Raw genomic sequence first — 23,757 nt, forward strand, 5'->3', positions numbered from 1 at the left:
GCCCCAGCTGCTTGAAAAAGTGCTGTTTATCCCCATATTTGATCCACGAAACCTTTTTATGCCTCTGCTGAATAGCGCAGGGGCAATTGACCAACGTGATCCAGAAGGGATAAGCGCATGACTACTGCTACCCACGAACAAGCGACTGATAAATCGGCTAACCACGAAGAAACGCTAGGCTTTCAGACGGAAGTTAAGCAACTGCTGAATTTGATGATCCACTCTCTGTACTCTAACCGAGAGATTTTCTTACGCGAGCTTATCTCAAATGGCGCCGACGCCTGCGATAAGCTTCGCTACGCGGCCCTTGATAACGATGCGCTCTATGAAGGCGACAGTGAGTTGCGTATCGAAATCGAGCACGACCACGAATCCAACACTATCACCCTGCGTGATAACGGTGTAGGCATGAATCGCGAAGATGTGATTGCTAACTTAGGCACCATCGCGCGTTCAGGTACCGCTGAATTTCTCAAGCAACTTTCCGGTGAGCAGCAGAAAGACGCCAAGTTGATTGGTCAGTTCGGCGTTGGTTTCTACTCAGGCTTTATTATTGCTGATGAAATCGCGGTGCGTACCCGTAAAGCAGGTACCGATGCCAGCGCAGGTGTCGAGTGGCGTTCCAAAGGGGAAGGCGAGTTTACCGTTGCTGATATTGAGCGAGCCCAGCACGGGACCGAAATTACCCTGCACCTGAAAGAGGACGCCAAAGAGTTCGCCGATGATTACCGTCTACAAAGTCTGGTACGCAAATATTCGGATCATATCGAAGTGCCCGTGCGTATGCCGAAGATTGAAACGGCGAAGGACGACGAAGGCAACAGCATTGAGGGTAGTGAAGTAACGACCTGGGAAACCATTAATGAGGCCACGGCGTTATGGTCGCGTCCCAAGAGCGAGGTTTCCGACGATGAGTACAAGGCGTTCTACAAGCACGTTGCCCACGATTTTTCCGACCCGCTGACCTGGAGTCACAATAAGGTCGAAGGCAAGCTTGAATATACCAGCCTACTGTATGTGCCAGGGCGTGCACCGTTTGATATGTTCGATCGTGATGGGGCACGAGGAGTGAAGCTCTACGTTCAGCGTGTCTTCATCATGGACGATGCTGAACAGTTCCTGCCGCTCTATCTGCGCTTTATTAAAGGCGTACTGGACACTCGTGAACTGTCGCTCAACGTTTCTCGTGAATTGCTCCAGCAAGACCCCAATGTCGATAAAATCAAGTCGGCGCTCACCAAGCGCGGCTTGGATATGCTCAAGAAGCTTGCTAAGGACAAAGAGCAGTACCAAACCTTCTGGAATACCTTTGGTAGCGTATTGAAAGAAGGGCCGGGGGAAGATCCGTCTAACCGCGAAAAAATCGCTGGTTTGTTGCGCTTTGCTTCAACCCACACCGATACGGCTACCCAGGAACATGCGTTGGCTGACTATGTCGAGCGCATGAAAGAAGGCCAGAAGAAGATTTACTACGTCGTGGCTGATAGCTTTAATGCAGCGAAAAATAGCCCGCATCTGGAAATCTTCCGTAAAAAAGGCATCGAAGTACTGCTGTTGTCGGATCGTATTGATGACTGGTTGATGAGCCATCTGACTGAGTTCGATGGCAACACCTTTGCCGATGTCGCCAAGGGCGAGCTTGATCTTGGCGATGTAGAAGATGAAGCAGAGAAGAAAGCCCAGGAAGAGACCGCTAAAGCGAAAGAGGATCTGGTTAAGCGCGTCAAAGAAGCGCTAGGCGACGGCGTGCAGGAAGTGAAAATCACGCATCGCCTGACCGACTCGCCAGCCTGTGTAGTGTTACCCGAGCATGAGATGGGCTATCAGATGCGCCGCATTATGGAAGCGGCAGGGCAGCCGCTGCCCGAGGTGAAGCCGATTCTTGAGCTGAACCCCAGTCATGCGCTAGTGGCCCGCTTGGAAGGGGCTGAAGGTGATCTGTTCACGCAGCTTTCCTACATCCTGCTGGATCAAGCCATCATTGCTGAAGGCGGTCATTTGGATGATCCTGCCGCCTACGTGAAGCGTCTTAACAGTGTGCTGACCGCCTAGTAGGTTCTTACACTAAGGCGCTATTGCTTAGGCGTTAGTAACTAACGCTCATATTTATCAGCGCCCAAGACGGCCCGTTTGGTTACCCAAGCGGGCCGTCTGTTTTAGTAGGCTAGTTTTGATAAAGTGGGCGTGTACGTTCTGCGAGACTTATTAGGACACCATCATGGCTGAGCAGCAAATCAAGGTCGCCGTACTCGGAGGCGGTAGTTTCGGTACGGCATTAGCAAGTATTGCCGCCGATAATGGCGCCCGCGTCCGTCAGTGGATGCGTGACGAAACGCTGGTCGCGCAAATAAATAATGAACACCGTAACGGTCGCTATCTGCCTCATTACGCAATGAATCCAGCCGTAGAAGCTTCAACCGATATGCAGGCTGTATTGGCTGATGCCTCCCTGGTGCTGATTGCGATTCCCTCAAAGGCCTTTCGCAGCGTGGTGCAAGCAGCAAAAGCGTGGCTGAGACCGGAGCAAATTCTGGTAAGTACCACCAAAGGGATTGAGCAGGACGGCTTCTTGCTCATGAGCCAAGTACTTGAGCAGGAGACAGGCTTTAGCCACATTGGTGTGATTGCAGGGCCTAACTTGGCGTCTGAAATTGCCGATAAACAGTTAACCGCTACGGTCATTGCTAGCGCTGACCCGTTAACCCGCACGCGGGTTCAGCAAGCGCTGGGCTGCCGTTATTTCCGCGTTTACGCCAGCGATGATCGCCACGGTGTTGAGTTAGGTGGCGCACTAAAAAATATTTACGCCATTGCGGCGGGCATGGCGGCGGCGCTGGGTATGGGTGAAAACACCCGCAGTATGTTGATGACCCGCGCACTGGCTGAAATGAGCCGCTTTGCGGTTGCCCAGGGTGCTAACCCGATGACTTTTTTAGGCTTGGCAGGCGTAGGAGACTTAATCGTTACCTGCTCGTCTAATTTATCGCGTAACTACCGGGTTGGTTATGCCATGGGGGAGGGGCGGACGCTTGAAGAAGCCGTTGATTCACTTGGTCAAGTGGCGGAAGGCGTTAATACAGTGAAGCTGGTATGTGCTAAAGCGAGCGAAATGGGTGTTTATATGCCGTTGGCGGAAGGGCTTCACCACGTACTGTTTGACGGCGTGCCTGCTCAAGATATGGCGCGTACCCTGATGATGGGTGAGCAGAGTAGTGATGTAGAGTTTATTCTGCCTCGTGAGGCCGTTCAGCAGGCTCATCGCGACCAAGCCCATCATGACCAGGCTCCTCCCTCTCAAAAAAACGGAGGCTCGAATGCCTGATATGTTGATCATGCGCCATGGCGAGGCTGGGCCAGGGTATCCCGATCATGCGCGCCGCTTAACGCCCCGCGGTGAGCGTGAGGCGGAAAAAATGGCGCGCTGGCTGGCCGAGCGTGTGGCGGCTGGCGAACTGCCAATGCCAATACTGTATGCCAGCCCCTACGCACGAGCGCAACAAACCGCGCAAACGCTGTGCGACGCGCTGGGTACTCCCCTTGAGACGCTAGATTTTATCACCCCTGAGGACTCACCCAGCGCTGTGAGCGACTGGCTGCTTGAACAGCCTGAGGGCACACCGATTATGCTGGTTAGTCATATGCCGCTGGTGGGCGATTTAGCGGGGCTGTTGGTCGAGGGTAGCCCTGCCCAAGGCATTGGCTTTCCTACCGCCGCCATCGCCGAGTTTGAAGCCGAGGTATGGGCGGCAGGCTGCGCGCAGCTGAAGCGGTTTACCCAGCCCAGCCAGCTTTGATGGCCATAAAGACCAAAAAGCGGCTGCCGGGGCAGCCGCTAATGTCTTGCATCGCCCACCGCTGATATTACAACAGCGCGTCGAGCTTCTCTTTTAGCAAGCCATTGACCTGCTGCGGGTTGGCGGTGCCACGCGAGGCTTTCATTACCTGACCGACAAAGTAACCGATCATCTTGCCGCGTTTTTCCGGCTCTGAATCACGATACTGGGCAACCTGGGCGGGGCTGTCGGCGATTACTTGATCAATCATCGCTTCAATCGCGCCGGTATCCGTTACTTGTTTGAGCCCTTTGGCATCAATAATAGCGTCGGCGGACTCGCCCTGGCCATTCCACAGCGCCTGGAAAACCTCTTTTGCCGCTTTACCGTTGATGGTGTCGTCCAGCACGCGACTGATTAGCTCGCCTAGCTGGTGCGCCGAAATCGGGCTGTTGGCAATGCTCAGGTTTTCGCGATTAAGGGCGCCGGAAAGCTCGCCCTGTACCCAGTTAGCCGACTGCTTGGCATCGCCACACTCGTTATGCACGGCCTCAAAGAACTCGGCCATATCGCGGCTGGCTGAAATGACATTGGCGTCATAAGCAGATAGCCCCAGCTCGTTTTGGAAGCGTTCGCGCTTATCGGCAGGCAGTTCAGGCAATTGGCTGCGTAAGTGATCCAAGTAGGCTTGATCAAGCACTACCGGCAGCAGGTCAGGGCAGGGGAAGTAGCGATAGTCGTTGGCTTCTTCCTTGGTGCGCATGCTGCGGGTTTCATCGCGATCTGGGTCGAATAGGCGCGTTTCTTGAACCACGCTGCCGCCATCTTCGATTAGCTCAATTTGACGCTCAACTTCAAACGCAATTGCACGTTCGACGAAGCGGAAGGAGTTAACGTTTTTAATCTCTGCGCGCGTACCAAAGGCCTCCTGTCCCGTGGGACGCACTGAAACGTTAACGTCGCAGCGCATTGAGCCTTCCGCCATGTTGCCGTCAGAAATGCCCAGGTAGGTGACGATCGAGTGAATCGCCTTGAGATACGCCGCGGCCTCTTTCGCGCTACGCATATCGGGCTCTGAAACGATTTCCAGCAGCGGTGTGCCCGCCCGGTTCAGGTCAATGCCGGTCATGCCATGAAAATCTTCATGCAGCGATTTGCCAGCATCCTCTTCAAGATGAGCATGGTGAATGCGGATACATTTGGTGCTGCCATCTTCCAGGGTAATCTCAATGTCGCCAGGCCCGACGATGGGATGGTACATCTGGCTGGTCTGATAGCCCTTGGGTAGGTCGGGGTAAAAGTAGTTCTTACGGTCAAACACCGACACTTCAGCGATATCCGCATGTACTGCCAAGCCGAACTGGACGGCCATCGCCACCGCCTGTTCGTTAAGCACCGGCAATGTGCCGGGCAGGCCTAAATCGACCGCGCACGCTTGGGTGTTGGGCTCAGCGCCAAACGCCGTTGAGGCACCGGAGAAAATTTTTGAACGCGTTGCGAGCTGAACGTGGACTTCAAGCCCAATCACGGTTTCCCATTGCATTAGGCGTACTCCTCGGCAAAGGCAGGACGTTGTAGGTGCCAATCGGTCGCTTGTTGAAACTGGTGAGCGACATTCAGCAGCTGTGCTTCGGCAAAGTGGGTGCCGAGAATTTGCAGGCCCACCGGTCGACCATTGGAAAAGCCAGCCGGTACGCTGATGCCGGGGATGCCCGCCAGGTTAACCGCGATGGTGTAGATGTCCTGAAGGTACATCGACACGGGATCTTTTTTAGCGCCTAGGTCGAAAGCAGGCGTGGGAGAGGCCGGGCCCATCAGCACATCCACATCTTCAAAGGCGTCTAGGAAGTCTTGGCGGATCAAGCGGCGTACTTTTTGCGCCTTGGTGTAGTAGGCGTCAAAAAAACCTTCCGACAGCGTGTGGGTGCCGATCAGGATGCGCCGCTTGACCTCTTCACCGAAGCCTTCAGCCCGCGAGCGGGTATACAGATCAATCAAATCGCTGGGATTGTCGCAGCGATGGCCAAAGCGCACACCGTCATAGCGCGACAGGTTCGAAGAGGCTTCGGCAGGGGCGATAACGTAGTAAGCCGGAATCGCATAGTGCGTATGCGGTAGGCTGACTTCGCGCACTGTCGCGCCCAGGGACTCGTACACTTTCACTGCTTCGCGGACGGCCTTTTCAACATCGGGATCTAAGCCATCGCCAAAATACTCTTTAGGCAGACCAATCTTTAAGCCTGAGAGCGGAGCGTTAAGGCTTTCCACGTAGTCCGGTACGCCGCGGGTGACGCAGGTAGAGTCACGGCCGTCGTGACCGGCAATAACGCCCAGCAGGTGTGCGCAATCTTCGGCGCTGCGCGCCATGGGGCCTGCCTGATCAAGGCTTGAAGCGTAGGCAATAATGCCAAAGCGTGACACTCGGCCATAAGTAGGCTTCAAGCCAGTGATGCCGCAAAACGCCGCCGGTTGGCGGATGGAGCCGCCGGTATCGGTGCCCATGGCGGCAGGTACCAAGCCAGCCGCGACCGCTGCCGCGCTGCCGCCGGAGCTGCCGCCCGGCACCGCGGTCAAATCCCAAGGGTTTTTGACCGGGCCGTAGTAGCTGTTTTCGTTGGACGAGCCCATGGCGAACTCATCCATATTGGTTTTGCCCAGACTAATCGTGCCCGCTGCGTACAGCTTTTCAACGACGGTGGCATTGTAGGGGGCGATAAAATTATCCAGCATTTTTGAGCCGCAACTGGTTTTTACATCGCGAGTACAAAAAATATCTTTAAGCGCCAGAGGAATGCCTACCAGCGGCCCTGCAGTGCCCGCCGCCCGGGCGTTATCTGCTATTTCAGCTTGCTTCAGCGCTTGCTCAGCGGTCACGCTGATAAAACTGTTCAATTTGCCGTCAGCTTTTTCAATGCGCTGCAAATAGTGAGCGGTCAGCTCTCGGCTTGAGAACTCGCCGCTTTTTAAGGCAGCAGCGAGTTGCGTTAATGTTTTCTCATACATGACCCGGAAGCTCCGTTCAGGGGCGAAAAAAAGAGGCGGTGTGGGTGGCTCGGGTTAGCTCGGCAACGTTGTTATTCAACGACGCGAGGCACCAGATACAAGCCGTTTTCCACTGCCGGAGCACAGCGCTGAAAAGTGTCGCGCTGGTTAGATTCGGTGACTTCATCGGCGCGCAGTCGCTGGGTTGCATCTAAGGGATGGGCGAGCGGCTTAACGCCTTCAGTATCAAGGCTTTGTAGCTGGTCGACCATGTCCAGAATCCGGCTTAGGTCTTCTACAAAGCCGCTGGCTTGGTCATCGCTGACGGCGAGTCGGGCCAAGTGAGCGGCCCGGCGCACATGAGATTCTTCAAGCGCCATGATCGATATTCCTCGTAAACGTAATTGAACAATACCCGCTTTAAGCGGTATACATACCGATATCAAAAAAACGTCTTGTGTCGCAGACGTGGAAAATAGCCGCAAAAGGTACCACATCTTGGCCTTAACGGGCAGTATTAGGCACGACTCGTGCTTGCTGCCAGGGGGTTGCGGTGATACCGTTTGCATCCGCACAGGGTTCCCGGTCTGCACTAGGTAACAACATCCATGTTTAAACGTTTAAGGGGGCTGTTTTCCAGCGATCTATCGATTGATCTGGGTACGGCCAACACACTGATTTATGTACGCGGTCGCGGCATCGTGCTTGATGAGCCGTCCGTGGTTGCTATCCGCCAGTCAGGCAATATGCGTAGCGTCGCGGCAGTCGGTACTGATGCCAAGCGAATGCTGGGGCGTACGCCTGGCAACATTACGGCAATTCGGCCGATGAAAGATGGCGTTATTGCCGATTTTACCGTCACCGAGCAGATGCTTCAGCACTTTATCCGTAAAGTTCACCAGAGCACCTTCTTAACCCCTAGCCCACGCGTGCTGGTGTGCGTTCCTTGCATGTCAACGCAAGTCGAACGTCGGGCGATTCGTGAGTCAGCGGAAGGTGCCGGTGCTCGCGAGGTGTTCTTGATTGAAGAACCCATGGCCGCGGCTATTGGTGCGGGTCTTCCGGTTGATGAAGCGCAAGGGTCAATGGTGGTGGATATCGGTGGTGGTACCACTGAAATCGCGATTATTTCACTTAATGGCGTGGTCTATTCCGAGTCTATCCGGGTGGGCGGCGACCGCTTTGACGAAGCGATCACCGCTTACGTGCGTCGTCACTACGGCAGCTTGATTGGTGAAGCGACGGCTGAGCGCATCAAAGAAGAGATCGGCTGCGCCTACCCAGGTGGAGAGCTACGTGAAATTGATGTGCGTGGCCGTAATCTGGCTGAAGGTATCCCACGCAGCTTTACGCTCAATTCCCACGAAATCCTGGAAGCATTGCAGGAAACGCTGGGTTCCATTGTGGCAGCGATCAAAAGCGCGCTTGAACAGTCGCCCCCTGAATTGGCGTCCGATATCGCCGAGCGTGGCTTGGTGTTAACGGGTGGTGGTGCTTTGTTGCGCGATTTGGATAAGCTCATTGCTGAAGAGACAGGTTTGCCGGTGATTGTGGCTGAAGATCCGTTGACCTGCGTTGCTCGTGGCGGTGGTAAAGCGCTGGAAATGATTGATCAGCACACCTTTGAGTTGCTGTCGAGCGACTAATCGCAGCGGTTAATTGCGGGGGATTGCCTATTAAACCGCTGTTTTCGCACGGGCCACTGCCGGGCTATCGGCTGTTTTTTTGCGTATTGGCTGCCAGTGCTTTGATGTTTGTCGACCAGCGTTTCACGCGTATGGAACAAGTGCGCGCGCAACTGTCGACAGTTGTTGCCCCTATCCAATGGGTGGTTAGCGTGCCTAGCGACCTGTTGAATTGGGGGTCGCTGGCGCTTTCTGATCAGCAGGCTCTGGTGGATGAAAACCGCCGCCTGCGTGAGCAGATCCTTACCCTTTCCCATCGTGGTCAGCGAATGGCGAATTTAACAGCGGAAAACAGCGAGCTGCGCGAATTGCTGAGGGCCGCTGAACGTCGTGATATTCCCTATATCACAGCGGAGCTTTTATCGCTGGATAATGACCCTTTTAGTCATCAAATGGTGGTTAACCGTGGGCACCGTAATGGCACCTACGTGGGGCAGCCGGTGATTGATGCCTCTGGCTTGGTGGGTCAAATTACCGCTGTCTCTGCCTACTCTAGTCGCGTGCTGCTGTTGGCGGATGCCAGTCATGCCTTGCCGGTCCAGTTAAATCGTAATGGTTTACGCTTTATTGTTCAGGGGGCAGGGCGTTACAGCAGTGTTAATGTGATGCATGTCCCCGATACGGCGGATATTCGCGAGGGTGACTTGCTGACCACTTCAGGGTTAGCGGGGCGTTTCCCGCCGGGTTATCCCGTCGCACGCGTAACAGAGGTTTTCCACGACCCTGGTCAGCCCTTTGCGCGTGTAACGGCCGAACCCATGGCGCAGTTACAACGTTCGCGCCACTTCTTGCTGCTTTTTCCGCCTCCGCGAGTGGAAGTGGAAGAGCATGCGTGGGATGAAACGCTGGATATCTCGGCGGAGGCGTTACGCTCCTCGCTACGGCTTGCTAATCCCGATCAAGAGGTGCCCTGATGGCGCGCGCACCGGTTGTGCCTATTTTAGCTATTTGGCTAAGCCTGCTATTGGCGTTATGTTTGCAAGTCATGCCGCTGGCCGATGGCTGGCAGGTATATCGGCCTGAATGGCTGGGGCTTATGCTAATTTACTGGTGTATGCGAGCTCCCGACAGAGTCGGCGTTTTTCATGGCTTTGTGCTAGGCATTTTGATGGATTTAATCGAAGGCACCGCGCTTGGGCAGCATGCCCTCATCTATTCGCTCTTAGCGTTCCTTTGTGCATTGGTGTACCCACGCTTCCGGGCTTATTCACTGGTACAACAGTCGGCTCTCGTGTTGGTGTTGCTCGGCTTAGTGCAGCTCGTCGCGCAGTGGCTGCGCACCATCGTGGGTGATTTTTCGATTCACCTGGCCTTTTTAATTCCCTCGCTGATCAGTGCATTTTTATGGCCGTGGCTTTCTACCATGTTCCAAGCATTTGAGCGTCGGTTGGCCGCTTCATGACTGCACCTGTCTTATGCTTAGCGTCTGCCTCACCACGCCGTCGCGCCTTGCTGGAATCTATTGGTGTGTCGGTTACGGTTCACCCCTGTGATATTGATGAGACACCGCTGGTTGGTGAGTCGGCCCAAGCGTATGTACAGCGCTTAGCGATTGCCAAAGCCAAGGCGGCATCCCCCCTAACTGACTTACCTACGTTAGGGTCAGATACCGCTGTCGTCGTTGATGGGCGAATTCTAGGTAAACCGGTGGATGCCGAGCAGGGGGCTGATATGCTGCGGCTGCTTTCCGGTAGGCAGCATGAAGTGCTGACCGCCGTGGCGGTGAGTGGGCCTGAAGGTATGCTCTCCTGCTGCGTGACCACCCAGGTGACCATGCGAGAATTAGAAGCACATGAGATTGTTGCCTACTGGCGTACCGGCGAGCCCGCTGATAAGGCAGGTGGGTACGCAATACAGGGATTAGCAGCCATATTTGTAAAACAGATTCATGGCAGTCATTCGGCGGTGGTAGGGCTACCACTGTTTGAGACGACACACTTGCTACGCCGACAGGGAGTCCCCATCTGGCAGCGCGTTTAACTCCCTCTGGATGAGAGCGCCGCCTAGATCGCTGGCAAGGAATACGTCAACCAACAAGGAATTTTGCATGAGCGGTGAAGTTCTCATCAATTTAACGCCAATGGAAACCCGCGTCGCGCTGGTTGAAAATGGTGTTTTGCAAGAGGCACTGATCGAGCGTTCCCGTCGGCGTGGTATCGTGGGCAATATCTACAAAGGCAAAGTAGTGCGTGTGCTGCCTGGAATGCAGGCTGCTTTTGTTGATATTGGCTTAGAGCGGGCGGCGTTTATTCATGCCCATGAAGTAATGCCGCCAGGTACGCCTCCAGATGAGCAGCAAACTATCGGTCAGTTGCTTCACGAGGGGCAGGCGCTGGTGGTACAGGCCACTAAAGATCCTATTGGTAGCAAAGGGGCGCGCTTAACCACGCACCTTTCGATCCCTTCCCGTTATTTGGTCTACATGCCGGACTCGCCGCACCATGGCGTATCGCAGCGCATTGAAGATGAGCGTGAACGCGAGCGCTTAAAGGCACTGCTGGATAGCAGCGTAGCAGAGCAAACGCTGGAAGTGACGGGTGGCTTTATTGTTCGCACCGCCGCTGAAGGGGTGGGCGATGAAGAACTGAAAGGCGATATGTATTTCTTGCTGCGTCTATGGCGCAAGGTAAGTGAGCGTAAAGTTACCGCGACGCCCCAAAGCGTGATTTATGATGATTTACCGCTCTTTATGCGTACGCTACGCGACGTTATGCGCGACGATATCGAAAAAGTGCGTATCGACTCACGAGAAAACTTCGTCAAGCTGGTAGAGTTTGCTGAAGAGTTTATGCCTGCTGCGGTTGAGCGTATTGAGTACTACCCCGGCGAGCGCCCCATCTTTGATCTCTACAGCGTCGAAGATGAGATCCAGAAAGCGTTAGGCCGTAAGGTACAGCTCAAGTCTGGTGGCTATTTGGTCATTGACCCCACTGAGGCCATGACCACCATTGATGTGAATACCGGTGGTTATGTGGGGCACCGCAATCTTGAAGAGACCATTTTCAAGACCAATCTTGAAGCAGCGACGGCGATTGCCCGCCAGCTTCGGCTGCGTAATCTGGGCGGCATTATCATTATCGACTTTATCGATATGATTGATGTTGAGCATCAGCGGCAGGTATTGCGGGTGCTGGAAAAAGCCTTAGAGCGCGATCACGCCAAAACCAAGTGTACCGGCGTCACCGAACTAGGCCTTGTTCAGCTTACTCGTAAGCGTACCCGGGAAAGTTTGGAGCAGACGCTCTGTGAAGCCTGCCCCACTTGCAGTGGCCGTGGAACGCTGAAAACCCCGGAAACGGTCTGCTATGAAATCTTTCGCGAGATTCTCCGAGAGGAGCGCGCCTACAGTGCCGAAACTTACATGGTGCTTGCCTCGCAGTCAGTCGTTGATCGTCTATTAGATGAGGAGTCAGCTGCGGTAGCAGACCTGGAGACATTTATTAATAAAACGATCCGCTTCCAGGTTGAACAGCACTACTCCCAAGAGCAGTACGATATCGTACTGATGTAATCATGCAGACTAGTTCGCTGGTGCGTTGGAGTTTACTGATAGCGGCTTGGCTGCTGGGTAGCGCCGCTGTGTTGCTGCTACTGCTTCGCTTGGCTTTTAGTCAATCCGACGCTCTTACCCCCCGCGTTGAAGCGCTGCTTGAAGCGCGTATTGGCGTGCCGGTTACTATTGAGCGGTTATCGCTTTCCTTCGCCCGGAGCGACCTGCTGTTACGCCTTGATGGGTTGAACGCAGAAACGCCTGATGGCCAAGCACTGTTTTCCCTGGACCATGCGGGGCTGCGTTTGGATACCTGGGCGTCGCTTGTCAATATGGCGCCGATTTTTAGCGACGCACGCATAAGCGGAACCGAGTTTCATCTCTATCAAGGCACGGGAGCCTCTTGGCAATGGCCTGAGCCGGCCGAGTTGCCGCTATTAATGGCGGCTGAACCGGAGGTCGATCTGACCGCTATTGATGACTGGGCTGAACTCATATTGCGCCAGCGTCTATGGGTAGATGACACCCGCGTGGTGCTGCATGGTAGACACGATACCGTGATGTTGCATGCCGAGACGCTGCTGCTGACTGGCGATGAACGGCGCACACGGCTGGAAGGCGCGATCAATATTGCAGAATCCCTCCAGCAGGCGCGCAAGGTTGCCCTTCCCGCGGCTGAAATTAAGGTTGAGATGCAGCCCGGTCAACATGGCTTGAGCGACTTTTCTGCAGCACTGCAGCTGGATATTCAGCTTGACCAATTGGTAGTGTTGGCCGCTATGTTCCGTCCTGATCATGCCGCCTATTTAGAGCAGGCTGGGGGGAGTGCGCGGTTATGGGGCCGCTGGAGCGCTGGACGTCTTGAGGAAGCCCGTGTTGCCGTCAATGTGCCCCAGTTAACCCTTCGCCATAATGTTCAATACGCGGTGCTAAGGGATATTGCAGCGAATGGCTTATGGCAGCGTGACGGCGACGGGGGCGAGGCCTGGCTAAGTGGTGACGCCGAGAGCGTCGAGTGGGCGCAACCCCCCGGGGGCAGCGTTGGCCCGGCCTTGCCGCGATACTGGCACGCCACCCATCAACCAGGGATGTGGGAAGTTCGCACCAGTGCCTTTGAACTCGCCTCGCTGACAGCCTGGCGCGATTATGTATTGCTACCTGAGTCAGTAACGCGAGTATTGCAAACCCTTGCCCCCCGCGGGCAAGTGCAGGGGTTGCACGTTGGGCAGCAAGATGGTCGCTGGGGAGTCGATGCGGCCCTAACCGGTGTCGAGGTCTCGCCTTGGCAACAGGCCCCAGGCGGTGGCCCGTTGGATGCCTGGGTGCAGGCGCGGGATTTTCGTGGCCGTGTACTGTTTAGCAGCGACGGCGACAGTACCCTCTATTTCCCCGAGTTTTTTGCCGCTCCCATGCAGTTAAGACGTGCCGAAGGAGAAGTAGAGTGGGTATACGATGGTCCCAATACCATGGTGAGTGGCAAGAACCTCAGCGTTGACTGGGATGGCGCTCAGGTGTCGGGTGGTTTTGGTTTAGTCACCGGTAATCAGCGCGGCCATTTTGGCTTAGATCTAGATTTTAGTGAGGTGGACGCGCTAGACAGACCACTGGCTCAATGGCTGCCGCTTAGTGTGATGGATGAAGGGCTACGCGATTGGCTGCTCAACGATATCGGTGGCTATGTCACCGAGGGGTCGTTACAGCTAAGCCAGCCCTTAGGAGAAACGGTAACCGTTGAGGATTTTACCGCCACACTTGCGCTGGCAATTACACAAGGCCATTTGCCGATTGCGCCAGGCTGGCCACGCCTTGATGACGTTGAAGGTCGTCTAAAATGGCAAAATAAGGTGTTAAAGGCTGAAGTTGAACATGCTCAAAGCCATGGTGTTACTGCTTCAGAGGGTGAAGTGGTGATGGAGAATGAGATACTTAATCTATCGGGCCAGTTGAAGGCGGATGGTTCGGCGTTAACGACCTTTTTACAGGCGATGCCCGATATTGATCTTTCCCCACTGAGTGATTTGCGCGTAACGGGCGATGTTAATGGCGATATTGCCTTGTCGCTACCGCTGGAAACGCCTGATGCGCTGCAACTGGAAATTAACGCCTTGCCACGCTTCTCCGAAGTGGTTTACCAGCCGCTGGGTTTACGGCTTCAGTCGGTCCAGGGTGACCTCGCTTGGCTGCAGGACGGAGAGAGCAGCGGGCTGGTGGGTGACGCCAGTGGCCAATTGCTAGGCGGGCAAATAGCCGCAGATATCCACACCCAAAACGACAGAATACAGCTGCAGGGTAATGTAGCGACCTCTGCACTTTTTGAGCTTGCTGGGTTAAATGACAGCCAAGGGCGCCTGCCGTTAGAAGGGCAGCTACAGTGGCAAGGCAATGTCAGCTTAATGCCCACGCCAACCCTGCGCCTGGAAAGCCGTCTACTCGGTGTCACCAGCCATTTACCGGCACCCTTTGCCAAGTCGGCCCAGCAGCCATGGCCCTGGAGTGTGACGGCTGACATTGAAGCTGGACGGATCCAAAGCCGTTTGGCTGATATTGCTTCCGCGCGACTTCAGCAGCGCAATGGCTCTATTGCTGGGTCGCTATATCTAGGCAATGAGGCAACGCGCACGCACGCTTGGCCTACTCAGGCTGGATTTAGCATTGATGCCGATGTGCCACGTATTGACCCGCTGGCTTGGCAGCAGGCGATTGCACTGTTAATGGCAGAAGGCGCGTCTACGCCCAGCAATGGTAACGGCCAGGTGCCCTTAACAGTAGCGTTATCGACACCCTGCGTGGTTTATCAAGATGAGTGTTTAGGCAGCCTTAGTGCCACCGGTGGCATGAACGGTGGCCTCATTGATATGGATTTAAGCGGTAATCTTGTGACCGGGCGTTTGCAGTATAATGCGCAATCGCCGCAGCCTTTGGATATGACGATTGAAGCGTTGTCACTCGATCGTTTGCTGGCGTTAGCTAACAAGCAGTATGACAGTGATGCGCCTACGCCAGACTCCTGGATGCAAGCGGTTAAAACCCAGCGCCAGGCGCCAGCCGCCATTCCTGATTGGCTGGCCGATGTGCCTGATGGGCGATTACGGTTAGCCGAAATTTCCATGGGGCCACGCCGTTTCGGTCCGTTGACCGCCTACTGGAAAACCGATGGAGAGCGCTTTTCGCTCACTCCGGTTGGTTTGACCCTGGGCCAGCTCTCCGCGCGAGGCGAGCTGCACTGGGAGGGTAACGCCGCTTCCAGCCACACCCGTGCGGACATCTCAATTCAAGGTGGGGATATCGGCACCGCCCTTGAGCGCCTAGACCAGCCTGTGGCCATGCGCAGCCGCAGCACCGATGTGGTGGCCTCGCTGGATTGGCCGGGCGCCCCCTGGCAACTAGCGTTAAGGCATGCCGATGGCTATATCAGCACCGACATTCGTGACGGCAGCTTCGTCACCCTGGAATCGGCACCGGCGCGGTTAATCGGCTTGCTCAATTTCGATAACATCTTACGACGGCTGCGCTTGGATTTTTCTGACGTTACCGGCCAGGGCACTGCATTTGACCGTGTCAACGGTACCGCCGATGTAACCGGTGGACTGTTAACCCTTCGCGGCCCATTGCAAATTGACGCCCCGGCCACCACCCTAACGTTGACAGGCAACGTCGATCTTGTAACGCGTGAACTTGACCAGCGGCTTGGCGTCACACTGCCAGTGACGCAAAGTTTGCCGATTGCGGCCATTGCCGTTGGTGCGCCCATCGTCGGCGGCGCGCTATTCCTCGCCGATCAACTGTTTGGCGACGCCCTAGATCGCGCCACAACGCTTCATTATCGCGTGCGAGGCCCTTGGACCTCGCCGCAGGTTACTTTAGAAGGCCCCCAATGACCGCATATAAAAGTGATGTAGATACCGCTGCAGCCATCCTGTTGACTCCCGGAGGGTTGGATTTAGACGCTCTGGAAACAGGGCTGGGCTACGCCATGGGCGCGGGTATTGACTACGCCGACCTTTATTTTCAGCGGACTTGGCAAGAGGGCTGGGTGCTGGAAGATAGCGAGGTAAAAGAGGCCAGTTATAATATCGATGGCGGTGTCGGCGTGCGTTCGCTGGCGGGTGAGAAGACCGGTTTTGCCTACTCCAACCAAATTACCGCTGATGCATTGATGGATACCGGCCGCACCGCGGCTGGCATTGTGCGCAGTGGTAAGCGCTTGCCTGGGCAGCTGGTTAGTCCGGTGTCCGCCATGTCGCGCTATGCAGGGATTGATCCCTTGGCCGGCCTGAGTGCTGAAGAAAAAGTCGCCATGCTGAAACAGGCTGACCGTGTGGCGCGTGCTGCCGATCCCAGTATTAGCCAGGTAAGTGCCTCCTTATCGGGCACTTATGAAGTGGTTTTGGTAAGGGCTAGTGATGGCACGTTGGCGGCCGATATCCGCCCGCTGGTGCGCTTCAATGTCAGCGTGATTGCAGTTAAGAATGGGCGTCGCGAACGCGGCAGCGCCGGTGGTGGCGGTCGTTACTCCATGGCTAAACTGCGCGATGATCAAGTGGCGGAGCATTACGCCAAAGAGGCGGTGCGTCAGGCATTGGTCAACCTGGAAGCCATCGATGCACCCGCAGGGCAAATGCCTGTGGTGTTGGCATCCGGCTGGCCGGGGATCTTGCTGCATGAAGCGGTAGGGCACGGCCTGGAAGGTGATTTCAATCGTAAAGGCAGTTCCGCCTTTGCCGGCAAGATGGGCGAGCGCGTGGCCGCTAAAGGCGTCACCATTGTCGATGATGCGACGATATCGGATAGCCGTGGCTCGATGAGCGTGGATGACGAAGGGACACCGGGTCAGTATACGCCGCTTATTGAAGACGGCATTTTAACGGGCTATATGCAGGATAAGCTCAATGCCCGATTAATGGGCATGGCGCCCACAGGAAACGCGCGACGTGAATCTTTCGCCCACTTGCCGATGCCACGCATGACCAATACGGTCATGCTGGCTGGTCAGGATGAGCCTAGCGATATTATCAAAAGCGTAAAGCGCGGTATTTACGCGGTCAGCTTTGGCGGCGGCCAGGTGGATATTACCTCGGGTAAATTCGTGTTCTCCGCCAGCGAAGCCTACCTCATTGAAGATGGCAAAGTAACGGCGCCGGTGAAAGGAGCCACGTTAATTGGTAACGGCCCAGAAGCGATGCAGCGGGTATCCATGATTGGTCATGATATGGCGTTGGATACTGGTATTGGCGTGTGCGGTAAAGAGGGGCAGGGCGTGCCGGTCGGTGTCGGCCAGCCTACCCTCAAATTGGATGAGCTGACCGTTGGCGGCACGCAGTCTTAAAAAAGTTTTTTTTAAAGCGCTAAGGTTTCGCGAAGGTGTTTGAAGAGCTTACGCGAGCTGGTCGGTGGTTTGCCCTGCTCGCGCTCCCGCTGGGCGTTGCGAATTAATTGACGCAGCGTTTGGCGGTCCGCATCGGGATGCTCCGCCATGAACAGGTCAACAGCATCATCGCCTTCGTCAATTAAGCGTTCACGCCATTTTTCGAGACGGTGAAACGCGTGGTCGCGCTGTTCCTGCTCTTGATCAATGGAGTCGAACACGCCTTGGATGGCGGCGAGGTCCTCTTTACGGATAAGTTTGCCGACGTACTGCATATGGCGGCGGCGGCCTTCATGAGAACGAATGCGCGAGGTTTCCTCGATAGCGCGCAGCATATCGTCAGAAAGGGGAAAGCGGGCGCGCTCTGCCGGTCGCATAGCGATTAACGTTTCCCCAAGTGCCTGTAAGGCATGCATTTCGCGTTTGAGTTGCGACTTGCTTGGGCGTTCTTCCTGCTCTTCTACTTCAACGGGGTCGGGACGTTGCTTACGCATAGTGTGGCTCACAGATAAAATTCGTTGCGGCATTATACCAGCTGCGAGTACAACATTGATTCGCCGAAGACATTCTCTTGGAGACATTCGGTTGAGAAAGGAGGCCATATGGCACAGGCATTTGATGCATCCGCGCAGCAGTCGTTACTAACCGCGCGGGCCGAAGAGGCGCTAGCGTTGGCAAAGCGCTTGGGCGCGGATGCTGCCGAAGTAGGCGCAAGCGTCGATCAGGGAATAGGTGTTAGCGTACGCCAGGGTGAAGTTGAGACGGTTGAGTTATCCCGTGATCAGGGCATCGCCGTGACGCTTTACGTAGGCCAGCGTAAAGGTAGTGCCTCATCAACGGATGCTAGCAGTGCCTCGATCCAGGCTGCGGTAGAAAAAGCGCTGGCGATTGCCCGCTATACCGGAGAAGATCCGGCCGCCGGGTTGGCCGATGCATCGTTGATGGCCACCGAGTTACCCGATCTGGAAGTGCATTACCCCTGGGCACTCACAACCGATGAGGCGATCGAGCTAGCGCTTGCTTGCGAGCAGGCGGGGCGTGATGTTGACGGTATCTCTCAGTCGGATGGCGCATCACTTTCGAGTGGCGAAGGCGTGCGCGTTTATGCTAATAGCCACGGCTTTTTAGGCACCCAAAAGGGCAGTAGTCACTCTCTTTCATGCATGCTGATTGCCCAGGATGCGAGCGGTATGCAGCGCGACTACGACTACACTTCTGCACGTGATCCCAAGGCACTGCGCGACCCCGCTGCAGTAGGGCGCGAAGCTGCCGAGCGTACGCTGCGCAGGCTCGGCGCAAAACGTCCGCCCACGGGTACCTTTCCAGTGCTATTTGACCCGTCGCTGTCCAGTGGCTTGATTGGTCATTTACTGAGTGGTTTAGCCGGTGGTGCTTTATATCGCCAAGCCTCGTTTCTGTGTGACCGGCTTGGCACGCCGCTGTTTCCCGATTGGTTCAGCCTTGAAGAACGTCCAATGGAAATCGGTGCCACAGCGAGTTCGCCGTTTGATGGCGAGGGCGTGCAAACCCGTAATAATCGTTTTATCGATCAGGGTAGCATTGCCAGCTATATGCTCTCTTCCTACAGCGCTCGTCGGCTGGGTATGCAAACCACGGGTAATGCCGGTGGGGCACGAAATGTGCGTTTGGTGGCACCACTGCAATCCCGTGACAGTCTATTAAAAGAGATGGGCCGGGGGATTTGGGTAACCGAGCTGATGGGGCAGGGCGTTAACGGCGTGACCGGTGATTACTCACGTGGCGCTGCAGGGTTTTGGGTAGAGGATGGAAAAGTACAGTACCCGATCGAGGAGTTTACGATCGCCGGGAACCTGGAGCGGATGTTTGCCGGGTTAGTGGGGATTGGCGATGACACCGATACCCGTGGCAGTGTTCACACGGGTAGTTGGTTAATTGATGCCATGACCGTAGCGGGAGATTAAAAGCTACTGATCTTCTTCAAAACGAGCATCGAACAGCGCTTGAATAGCATCAAGCGCCTGTTCGGCGTCATCGCCTTCAGCGTTGATGGTTAGCTCGGTACCGCAAGGGGCGGCGAGCATCAGCAGTGACATGATGTTGGCGGCGTCAGCGACCTGTTGCTGTTTTTGAACACGTATTGTCGCCGTGAACTGTTGGCCGCATTTTACCAGTTTGGTCGCCGCGCGTGCATGCAGGCCGCGTTGATTGGTAAGTGTGAGAATTCTTTCTGGCACCCTGGTTCCTTTTCGCCGAGTGGTGTCATTAATGGATAGAAGCGCTTAAGAAGTTGCTTGCTGCTCGTCGGTTTGGGATGTGCTGGCGGGCGGAGCAGCTAGCTGTTCATTTAATGTGTACTGCAAGCCTAACTCGCGATGACGTAATTGAATTTCGCCCATACTGTGTACTAATCGCTCTGCTAGCTGTTCGACCATATAGACCGAGCGGTGTTGCCCACCGGTGCAGCCAATCGCGATAGTCATGTAGCTACGCTGGCTATCTTGGTAAGCGGGCAGCCAGCGCTCAAGCCAAGCCTGAATATCGTTAGTCATGGCGTCTACGATAGGATAACCGCTTAAGAAGGCCACTATGTTCGCATCGCGGCCTGTGAATTGGCGTAGCGTTGGGTCCCAATATGGGTTTGGCAGGCAGCGCACGTCGAAAACCAAATCAGCATCCAACGGTACACCGCGCTTATAACCAAACGACTCAAGCGTCAGCGTGAGCTTGTCGCGCCGCTGATGGGCGACTTGGTCGGTAATGCGACGACGCAAATCGTGAACTGATAGCCGCGAGGTATCGATCAATAAATCGGCTAGATCACGAATGTCGAGCAGCGTTTCTTCTTCTTTATTGATAGCCTCTTCAAGCGTCATTTCGCTATCGCGCGTCAGCGGGTGCCGCCGCCGTGTTGCGGAGTAACGCTCAAGTAAGATGCGCGCATCAGTGGTCAGATAGATCACTTGAAAATCAATTTTACGTTGCCGCAAATCCTCTAATAAAGAGGGCAGTCGTGCCAGGGCGCCAGGCAAGTTACGGGCATCAATACTGACCGCCAAATGGGCGCGGTCGCCCTGGTCGCGTAATTCGTCCACCAACGACCCCAGCAACATGGCAGGGAGGTTATCAATCGCATAGTAGCCAAGATCTTCAAGCGCTTGTAAGGCGATAGATTTACCTGACCCAGAGCGGCCGCTAATGATCACAAGTTGCATAGAGTCTCTCTTTGCTTTGATCAAGCTGCGTTAAGGGTGGCGAGCGCAAAACAACCTGCCGTTGAGTACCGCTTGGCAGGTTTAGGCTTTCAGGAGGTTGTTTGCTCACGAATTTTAGCGGTAAGCAACTCAAGTAGTTCGCGCTGGCTGCCTGCTTTACGCAGTTTCTGACGCGTATCCGCATCGTTCATGATGGTAGCTACCTGGCCGAGCAGAGAGAGATGTGTGTCATCAGCCTCTTCTGGAACTAGCAATACAAACACCAGATCCACCGGGTCGCCGTCGATAGCATCAAAATCAATCGCTTCTGCGAGTTTTAAAAAACCAGCAATCGGGGCCGAGCAGTGAGGACTACGCGCATGGGGAATAGCCACGCCGTTACCAATCCCGGTACTGCCTAAGCGCTCACGGCCAATTAAACGGCTAAACACTTCTTGGCTGTCCAGACTGGGGATATTTTGGGCAATAAAGGTGCTGAAAAATTCCAGCACCCTTTTTTTGCTGCCCCCGGGTACGTCAAAGAGAACCCGTTCCGGGGGGAGTATGGTTTCCAACGTCATTGAATTAACGCACGCCTGCGCCTTGGGCGCGAGCTTGTGCTTTTTCCTTATGTTTAACGAGTTGCCGATCAATTTTGTCCGCTAATGCGTCAATAGCGGCGTACATATCACTGTCTAGGGCTTCCGCATGTAAATCAGCACCTGCTGCGTGCAGTGTACAGGCGGCCTGCTGGCGCTCTTTCTCCACAGATAAGGTGACTTGCACCGTGGTTATGTTGTCGTAATGGCGCTCTACACGTTCAAGCTTTTCGTTGACATAGTCACGCAAGGCGTCAGTCAGTTCTACGTGATGACCAGTGATATTAACTTGCATTGACGTACTCCTTATCCATCGGACTGTACTTCGATTGTAACCCTTTTTGCCGCGTTGCAAAGCCCTTGTCGAGAGTTTCCCTAAAACGTTGATTTGTGCTAGCGCAAACGACGTCGCTCGCTAGAGGAGGGAATGCCCATGGCTTCACGGTATTTAGCCACCGTTCGACGCGCTACTTGAATTCCCCCCTCTCCTAATAGCGTGACTAAGCGGCTATCAGAAAGCGGCTTGCCTGGCGGCTCCTCTTGAACCAATTTCTTAAGCCGAGCGCGGATAGCGGTGCTTGAATGGCTGTCTCCATCCTGGCCGCTGACTTGGCTTGAGAAAAAGTATTTGAGTTCAAATACGCCGCGAGGCGTATGAATAAATTTCTGAGTGGTTACCCGGGAAATAGTCGATTCGTGCATTTCCACGGCCTCGGCGATATCGGCCAATATGAGCGGCTTCATGGCTTCTTCGCCGTGTTCTAAAAAGCCAATTTGCCGGGTGATAATCTCGCGTCCAACGCGCAGTAGCGTATCGTTGCGGCTAGAGAGGCTCTTGATCAGCCAGCGTGCTTCCTGCAAGTGTTCTTTTAAAAACTGATTGTCCTGACTTTTATCCGCACGCTTTATTAAGCTTGCGTAGTCGGGCTGAATGCGCAGCCTTGGCAATGCCTCAGGATTGAGCTCTAAGTGCCAGCCTTCGTGGTCATGGCGTACGACCAGGTCGGGCGTTACATAACTATCATCGGTATCGCCATAGGCGCTGCCCGGGCGTGGATCAAGGCTACGAATGAGGAGAATGACATCAGCCAGCTGGTTATCATCGAGTCCCAGGCGGCGTTTTAGTAAGCGCATGTCATCTTTGCCGAGCGCTTCCAGAAACTGCCGTACTAAGCGGCGGGCAGGAACCAGCAACGGCGTATCATCGGGAAGAGTGGCCAGCTGCAGCATCAGGCACTCCCGCAGGTCGCGGGCGAATATTCCTGTTGGCTCAAATTGCTGAAGCTTAAGCAGAATGGTTTCTACTTCGCGCTGGCTAAGCCCGTCGATACCTTGAGCGCGAAGCCCTTCACGTATGTCGTTGAGCGGCTGAGTTAAATAGCCATTAGCATCTAACGCGTCGATAAGACTTTCTGCGACAAGTTGCTCTCGCGCGCCAAAATCAGTCATGGCTAGCTGCCACAGCAAGTGCCCATGAAGACTCTGGCCAGCCGCTTGGCGCTCAAAATCAGGTCCTTCGCTGCTGGTGCCACCGTGACTGCCCATATCTTGGTAGGTATCAGACCAGTCACTATCTACCGAGAGCTCGGTGGGAATGCTCTCTGACCACTCTTCCTCTTTGGGCTCGCTGACAGCCTGTTCGCCAAATTCATCCTCTTGTTCCAGCATGGGGTTGGCATCTAGGGCCTGCTGAATTTCTTGACGTAAGTCCAGCGTTGATAGCTGTAACAGGGCAATGGCCTGCTGCAGCTGAGGTGTCATGGTCAGCTGTGTGCCCATGCGCAGTTGAAGAGAAGCTTTCATGACCATCTGAGAACCACTCGTTAATCAGAATGCTCCACCCTAGTGCGAGTAGGTCTCAGGTGCAAGTGCAATAAGCATGCCATTGGTAGTAAAGTTGTTGTAGAGCGCTAATTAGAAGTGAAAAATAAGCTAGAGGCGGAAATCAGCGCCTAAATAAACCTCCCTCACTTTCTGGTTAGTGAGTATCGAGGCTGGAGAGCCGCTGGCGATGATTTGACCATCGCCCACGATGTAGGCGATATCACAAATATCCAGGGTTTCGCGAACGTTGTGGTCGGTAATCAGTACGCCGATGTGGCGCTGCTTTAATGCCCGAATAATGGTTTTGATCTCGCCCACCGAAATGGGGTCTACGCCAGCAAAGGGCTCGTCCAGCAGAATGAATGCGGGTTCTGTCGCCAGTGAGCGAGCAATCTCCACACGCCTGCGTTCACCGCCTGAAAGGCTCATGCCCAGGTTGTCGCGAATATGGGTAATGTGAAAATCTTCAAGTAGCGCTTCCAGGCGCTGCTCGCGGTCGCTACGGCTGAGTTCTTTGCGTGTTTCGAGTATCGCCATAATATTATCGGCAACCGATAATTTACGAAAAATAGACGCTTCTTGCGGAAGGTAGCCGATACCCGCCGCAGCGCGTTCATGCATTGGGGCGCGGGTTAGATCTACATCGTCGATACCCACTTTGCCAGCATCGGATTTCACCAGCCCCACAATCATATAAAACGAGGTGGTTTTGCCCGCGCCGTTAGGGCCCAGTAAGCCCACGATGCTGCCTTGGGAGATCTCTAAATTGATGTCTTTAACGACTCGACGTCGCTTATAGCTTTTGGCCAAGTGATGGGCATATAGGGTTTTGATTGGCGCAGTGTCTGTAGTTGCCAAGGCTTGGC

The 23,757-nt window shown here is 54.8% G+C and carries 21 protein-coding genes; 11 read left to right on the top strand and 10 right to left on the bottom strand.

Translation table 11 applies throughout. The annotated features are described in order from the left end of the window. Window positions 1–117 precede the first annotated feature (117 nt). From htpG to sixA, 3 genes are all read left to right on the top strand, one after another. The gene (htpG, locus tag Q3Y66_RS07220) at window positions 118–2,052 is read left to right on the top strand and encodes a molecular chaperone HtpG (RefSeq protein ID WP_008958632.1); all 1,935 of its coding nucleotides are present in this window, start codon (window positions 118–120) and stop codon (window positions 2,050–2,052) included. Window positions 2,053–2,218: 166 nt separating this feature from the next. Further along, window positions 2,219–3,322 carry an NAD(P)H-dependent glycerol-3-phosphate dehydrogenase gene (locus Q3Y66_RS07225; RefSeq protein WP_008958633.1) on the top strand — a complete coding sequence of 368 codons (1,104 nt, stop codon included), beginning with the start codon at window positions 2,219–2,221 and terminating at the stop codon, window positions 3,320–3,322. Beyond that, window positions 3,315–3,794, top strand: coding sequence for a phosphohistidine phosphatase SixA (gene sixA / locus Q3Y66_RS07230; RefSeq protein ID WP_008958634.1), 480 nt, complete (start codon window positions 3,315–3,317; stop codon window positions 3,792–3,794). The genes Q3Y66_RS07225 and sixA overlap by 8 nt, the downstream gene beginning before the upstream one ends. Window positions 3,795–3,861: 67 nt before the next feature. Here sixA and gatB read toward each other — a convergent pair whose 3' ends face one another. The 3 genes from gatB to gatC form a co-directional block, all read right to left on the bottom strand. Further along, complete coding sequence (gene gatB / locus Q3Y66_RS07235; protein ID WP_008958635.1) at window positions 3,862–5,316, bottom strand: Asp-tRNA(Asn)/Glu-tRNA(Gln) amidotransferase subunit GatB; 1,455 nt, start codon at window positions 5,314–5,316, stop codon at window positions 3,862–3,864. Then, a complete protein-coding gene (gene gatA, locus Q3Y66_RS07240; protein ID WP_008958636.1) occupies window positions 5,316–6,776 on the bottom strand; it encodes an Asp-tRNA(Asn)/Glu-tRNA(Gln) amidotransferase subunit GatA in 1,461 nt (486 codons plus the stop codon). Before gatA ends, gatB begins: the two co-directional genes overlap by 1 nt. 71 nt (window positions 6,777–6,847) lie before the next feature. Next, window positions 6,848–7,135, bottom strand: coding sequence for an Asp-tRNA(Asn)/Glu-tRNA(Gln) amidotransferase subunit GatC (gatC, locus tag Q3Y66_RS07245; RefSeq protein WP_008958637.1), 288 nt, complete (start codon window positions 7,133–7,135; stop codon window positions 6,848–6,850). 228 nt (window positions 7,136–7,363) lie between these two features. Between gatC and Q3Y66_RS07250 the strand changes: the two genes are divergently transcribed. The 7 genes from Q3Y66_RS07250 to tldD all read left to right on the top strand — a co-directional run bounded on the left by Q3Y66_RS07250 (window position 7,364) and on the right by tldD (window position 17,256). Further along, complete coding sequence (locus tag Q3Y66_RS07250) at window positions 7,364–8,401, top strand: rod shape-determining protein (protein ID WP_008958638.1); 1,038 nt, start codon at window positions 7,364–7,366, stop codon at window positions 8,399–8,401. A 23-nt stretch (window positions 8,402–8,424) separates the two neighbouring features. Further along, on the top strand, window positions 8,425–9,354 hold the full coding sequence (gene mreC, locus Q3Y66_RS07255; protein WP_008958639.1) for a rod shape-determining protein MreC: 930 nt from the start codon (window positions 8,425–8,427) through the stop codon (window positions 9,352–9,354). Beyond that, complete coding sequence (gene mreD / locus Q3Y66_RS07260) at window positions 9,354–9,842, top strand: rod shape-determining protein MreD (RefSeq protein ID WP_008958640.1); 489 nt, start codon at window positions 9,354–9,356, stop codon at window positions 9,840–9,842. The genes mreC and mreD overlap by 1 nt, the downstream gene beginning before the upstream one ends. Beyond that, window positions 9,839–10,420 carry a nucleoside triphosphate pyrophosphatase gene (locus Q3Y66_RS07265; protein ID WP_008958641.1) on the top strand — a complete coding sequence of 194 codons (582 nt, stop codon included), beginning with the start codon at window positions 9,839–9,841 and terminating at the stop codon, window positions 10,418–10,420. The genes mreD and Q3Y66_RS07265 overlap by 4 nt, the downstream gene beginning before the upstream one ends. 67 nt (window positions 10,421–10,487) lie before the next feature. After that, window positions 10,488–11,951 carry a ribonuclease G gene (gene rng, locus Q3Y66_RS07270; protein ID WP_008958642.1) on the top strand — a complete coding sequence of 488 codons (1,464 nt, stop codon included), beginning with the start codon at window positions 10,488–10,490 and terminating at the stop codon, window positions 11,949–11,951. A gap of 2 nt (window positions 11,952–11,953) precedes the next feature. After that, a complete protein-coding gene (locus Q3Y66_RS07275) occupies window positions 11,954–15,808 on the top strand; it encodes a YhdP family protein (RefSeq protein ID WP_008958643.1) in 3,855 nt (1,284 codons plus the stop codon). Next, window positions 15,805–17,256 (top strand): metalloprotease TldD, encoded by a 1,452-nt coding sequence (tldD, locus tag Q3Y66_RS07280; RefSeq protein ID WP_008958644.1) that lies wholly within the window; start codon window positions 15,805–15,807, stop codon window positions 17,254–17,256. The genes Q3Y66_RS07275 and tldD overlap by 4 nt, the downstream gene beginning before the upstream one ends. Before the next feature lie 11 nt (window positions 17,257–17,267). Here tldD and yjgA read toward each other — a convergent pair whose 3' ends face one another. Continuing rightward, complete coding sequence (yjgA, locus tag Q3Y66_RS07285) at window positions 17,268–17,789, bottom strand: ribosome biogenesis factor YjgA (protein ID WP_008958645.1); 522 nt, start codon at window positions 17,787–17,789, stop codon at window positions 17,268–17,270. 108 nt (window positions 17,790–17,897) lie between these two features. On the opposite strand from yjgA, the gene pmbA reads away from it, so the two are divergent. Then, the gene (pmbA, locus tag Q3Y66_RS07290) at window positions 17,898–19,238 is read left to right on the top strand and encodes a metalloprotease PmbA (protein WP_008958646.1); all 1,341 of its coding nucleotides are present in this window, start codon (window positions 17,898–17,900) and stop codon (window positions 19,236–19,238) included. Between the two features lie 3 nt (window positions 19,239–19,241). On the opposite strand, the gene Q3Y66_RS07295 is transcribed toward pmbA, so the two are convergent. The 6 genes from Q3Y66_RS07295 to lptB form a co-directional block, all read right to left on the bottom strand. Next, entirely contained in the window at window positions 19,242–19,511 is a 270-nt protein-coding gene (locus Q3Y66_RS07295; protein WP_008958647.1) for an HPr family phosphocarrier protein, read from the bottom strand. 45 nt (window positions 19,512–19,556) lie between these two features. Beyond that, entirely contained in the window at window positions 19,557–20,489 is a 933-nt protein-coding gene (gene rapZ / locus Q3Y66_RS07300) for an RNase adapter RapZ (RefSeq protein WP_008958648.1), read from the bottom strand. An 89-nt stretch (window positions 20,490–20,578) separates the two neighbouring features. Then, window positions 20,579–21,049: a PTS sugar transporter subunit IIA gene (locus Q3Y66_RS07305; protein ID WP_008958649.1), complete on the bottom strand. Its 471-nt coding sequence runs from the start codon at window positions 21,047–21,049 to the stop codon at window positions 20,579–20,581. Window positions 21,050–21,053: 4 nt separating this feature from the next. Continuing rightward, window positions 21,054–21,362, bottom strand: coding sequence for a ribosome-associated translation inhibitor RaiA (gene raiA / locus Q3Y66_RS07310; RefSeq protein ID WP_007114683.1), 309 nt, complete (start codon window positions 21,360–21,362; stop codon window positions 21,054–21,056). A gap of 98 nt (window positions 21,363–21,460) precedes the next feature. After that, window positions 21,461–22,876, bottom strand: coding sequence for an RNA polymerase factor sigma-54 (locus tag Q3Y66_RS07315; protein WP_008958650.1), 1,416 nt, complete (start codon window positions 22,874–22,876; stop codon window positions 21,461–21,463). A 123-nt stretch (window positions 22,877–22,999) separates the two neighbouring features. After that, window positions 23,000–23,749: an LPS export ABC transporter ATP-binding protein gene (gene lptB / locus Q3Y66_RS07320; protein WP_008958651.1), complete on the bottom strand. Its 750-nt coding sequence runs from the start codon at window positions 23,747–23,749 to the stop codon at window positions 23,000–23,002. Window positions 23,750–23,757: the final 8 nt, after the last annotated feature.

This window comes from Halomonas sp. HAL1, assembly GCF_030544485.1.
Classification (GTDB): Bacteria; Pseudomonadota; Gammaproteobacteria; order Pseudomonadales; family Halomonadaceae; genus Vreelandella; species Vreelandella arctica.

Bases quoted from the DNA above. Each gene is read 5' to 3' on its own strand.
- htpG (WP_008958632.1), top strand. From the start codon at position 118: ATGACTACTGCTACCCACGAACAAGCGACTGATAAATCGGCTAACCAC.
- Q3Y66_RS07225 (WP_008958633.1), top strand. From the start codon at position 2,219: ATGGCTGAGCAGCAAATCAAGGTCGCCGTACTCGGAGGCGGTAGTTTC.
- sixA (WP_008958634.1), top strand. From the start codon at position 3,315: ATGCCTGATATGTTGATCATGCGCCATGGCGAGGCTGGGCCAGGGTAT.
- gatB (WP_008958635.1), bottom strand. From the start codon at position 5,316: ATGCAATGGGAAACCGTGATTGGGCTTGAAGTCCACGTTCAGCTCGCA.
- gatA (WP_008958636.1), bottom strand. From the start codon at position 6,776: ATGTATGAGAAAACATTAACGCAACTCGCTGCTGCCTTAAAAAGCGGC.
- gatC (WP_008958637.1), bottom strand. From the start codon at position 7,135: ATGGCGCTTGAAGAATCTCATGTGCGCCGGGCCGCTCACTTGGCCCGA.
- Q3Y66_RS07250 (WP_008958638.1), top strand. From the start codon at position 7,364: ATGTTTAAACGTTTAAGGGGGCTGTTTTCCAGCGATCTATCGATTGAT.
- mreD (WP_008958640.1), top strand. From the start codon at position 9,354: ATGGCGCGCGCACCGGTTGTGCCTATTTTAGCTATTTGGCTAAGCCTG.
- Q3Y66_RS07265 (WP_008958641.1), top strand. From the start codon at position 9,839: ATGACTGCACCTGTCTTATGCTTAGCGTCTGCCTCACCACGCCGTCGC.
- rng (WP_008958642.1), top strand. From the start codon at position 10,488: ATGAGCGGTGAAGTTCTCATCAATTTAACGCCAATGGAAACCCGCGTC.
- Q3Y66_RS07275 (WP_008958643.1), top strand. From the start codon at position 11,954: ATGCAGACTAGTTCGCTGGTGCGTTGGAGTTTACTGATAGCGGCTTGG.
- tldD (WP_008958644.1), top strand. From the start codon at position 15,805: ATGACCGCATATAAAAGTGATGTAGATACCGCTGCAGCCATCCTGTTG.
- yjgA (WP_008958645.1), bottom strand. From the start codon at position 17,789: ATGCGTAAGCAACGTCCCGACCCCGTTGAAGTAGAAGAGCAGGAAGAA.
- pmbA (WP_008958646.1), top strand. From the start codon at position 17,898: ATGGCACAGGCATTTGATGCATCCGCGCAGCAGTCGTTACTAACCGCG.
- rapZ (WP_008958648.1), bottom strand. From the start codon at position 20,489: ATGCAACTTGTGATCATTAGCGGCCGCTCTGGGTCAGGTAAATCTATC.
- Q3Y66_RS07305 (WP_008958649.1), bottom strand. From the start codon at position 21,049: ATGACGTTGGAAACCATACTCCCCCCGGAACGGGTTCTCTTTGACGTA.
- raiA (WP_007114683.1), bottom strand. From the start codon at position 21,362: ATGCAAGTTAATATCACTGGTCATCACGTAGAACTGACTGACGCCTTG.
- Q3Y66_RS07315 (WP_008958650.1), bottom strand. From the start codon at position 22,876: ATGGTCATGAAAGCTTCTCTTCAACTGCGCATGGGCACACAGCTGACC.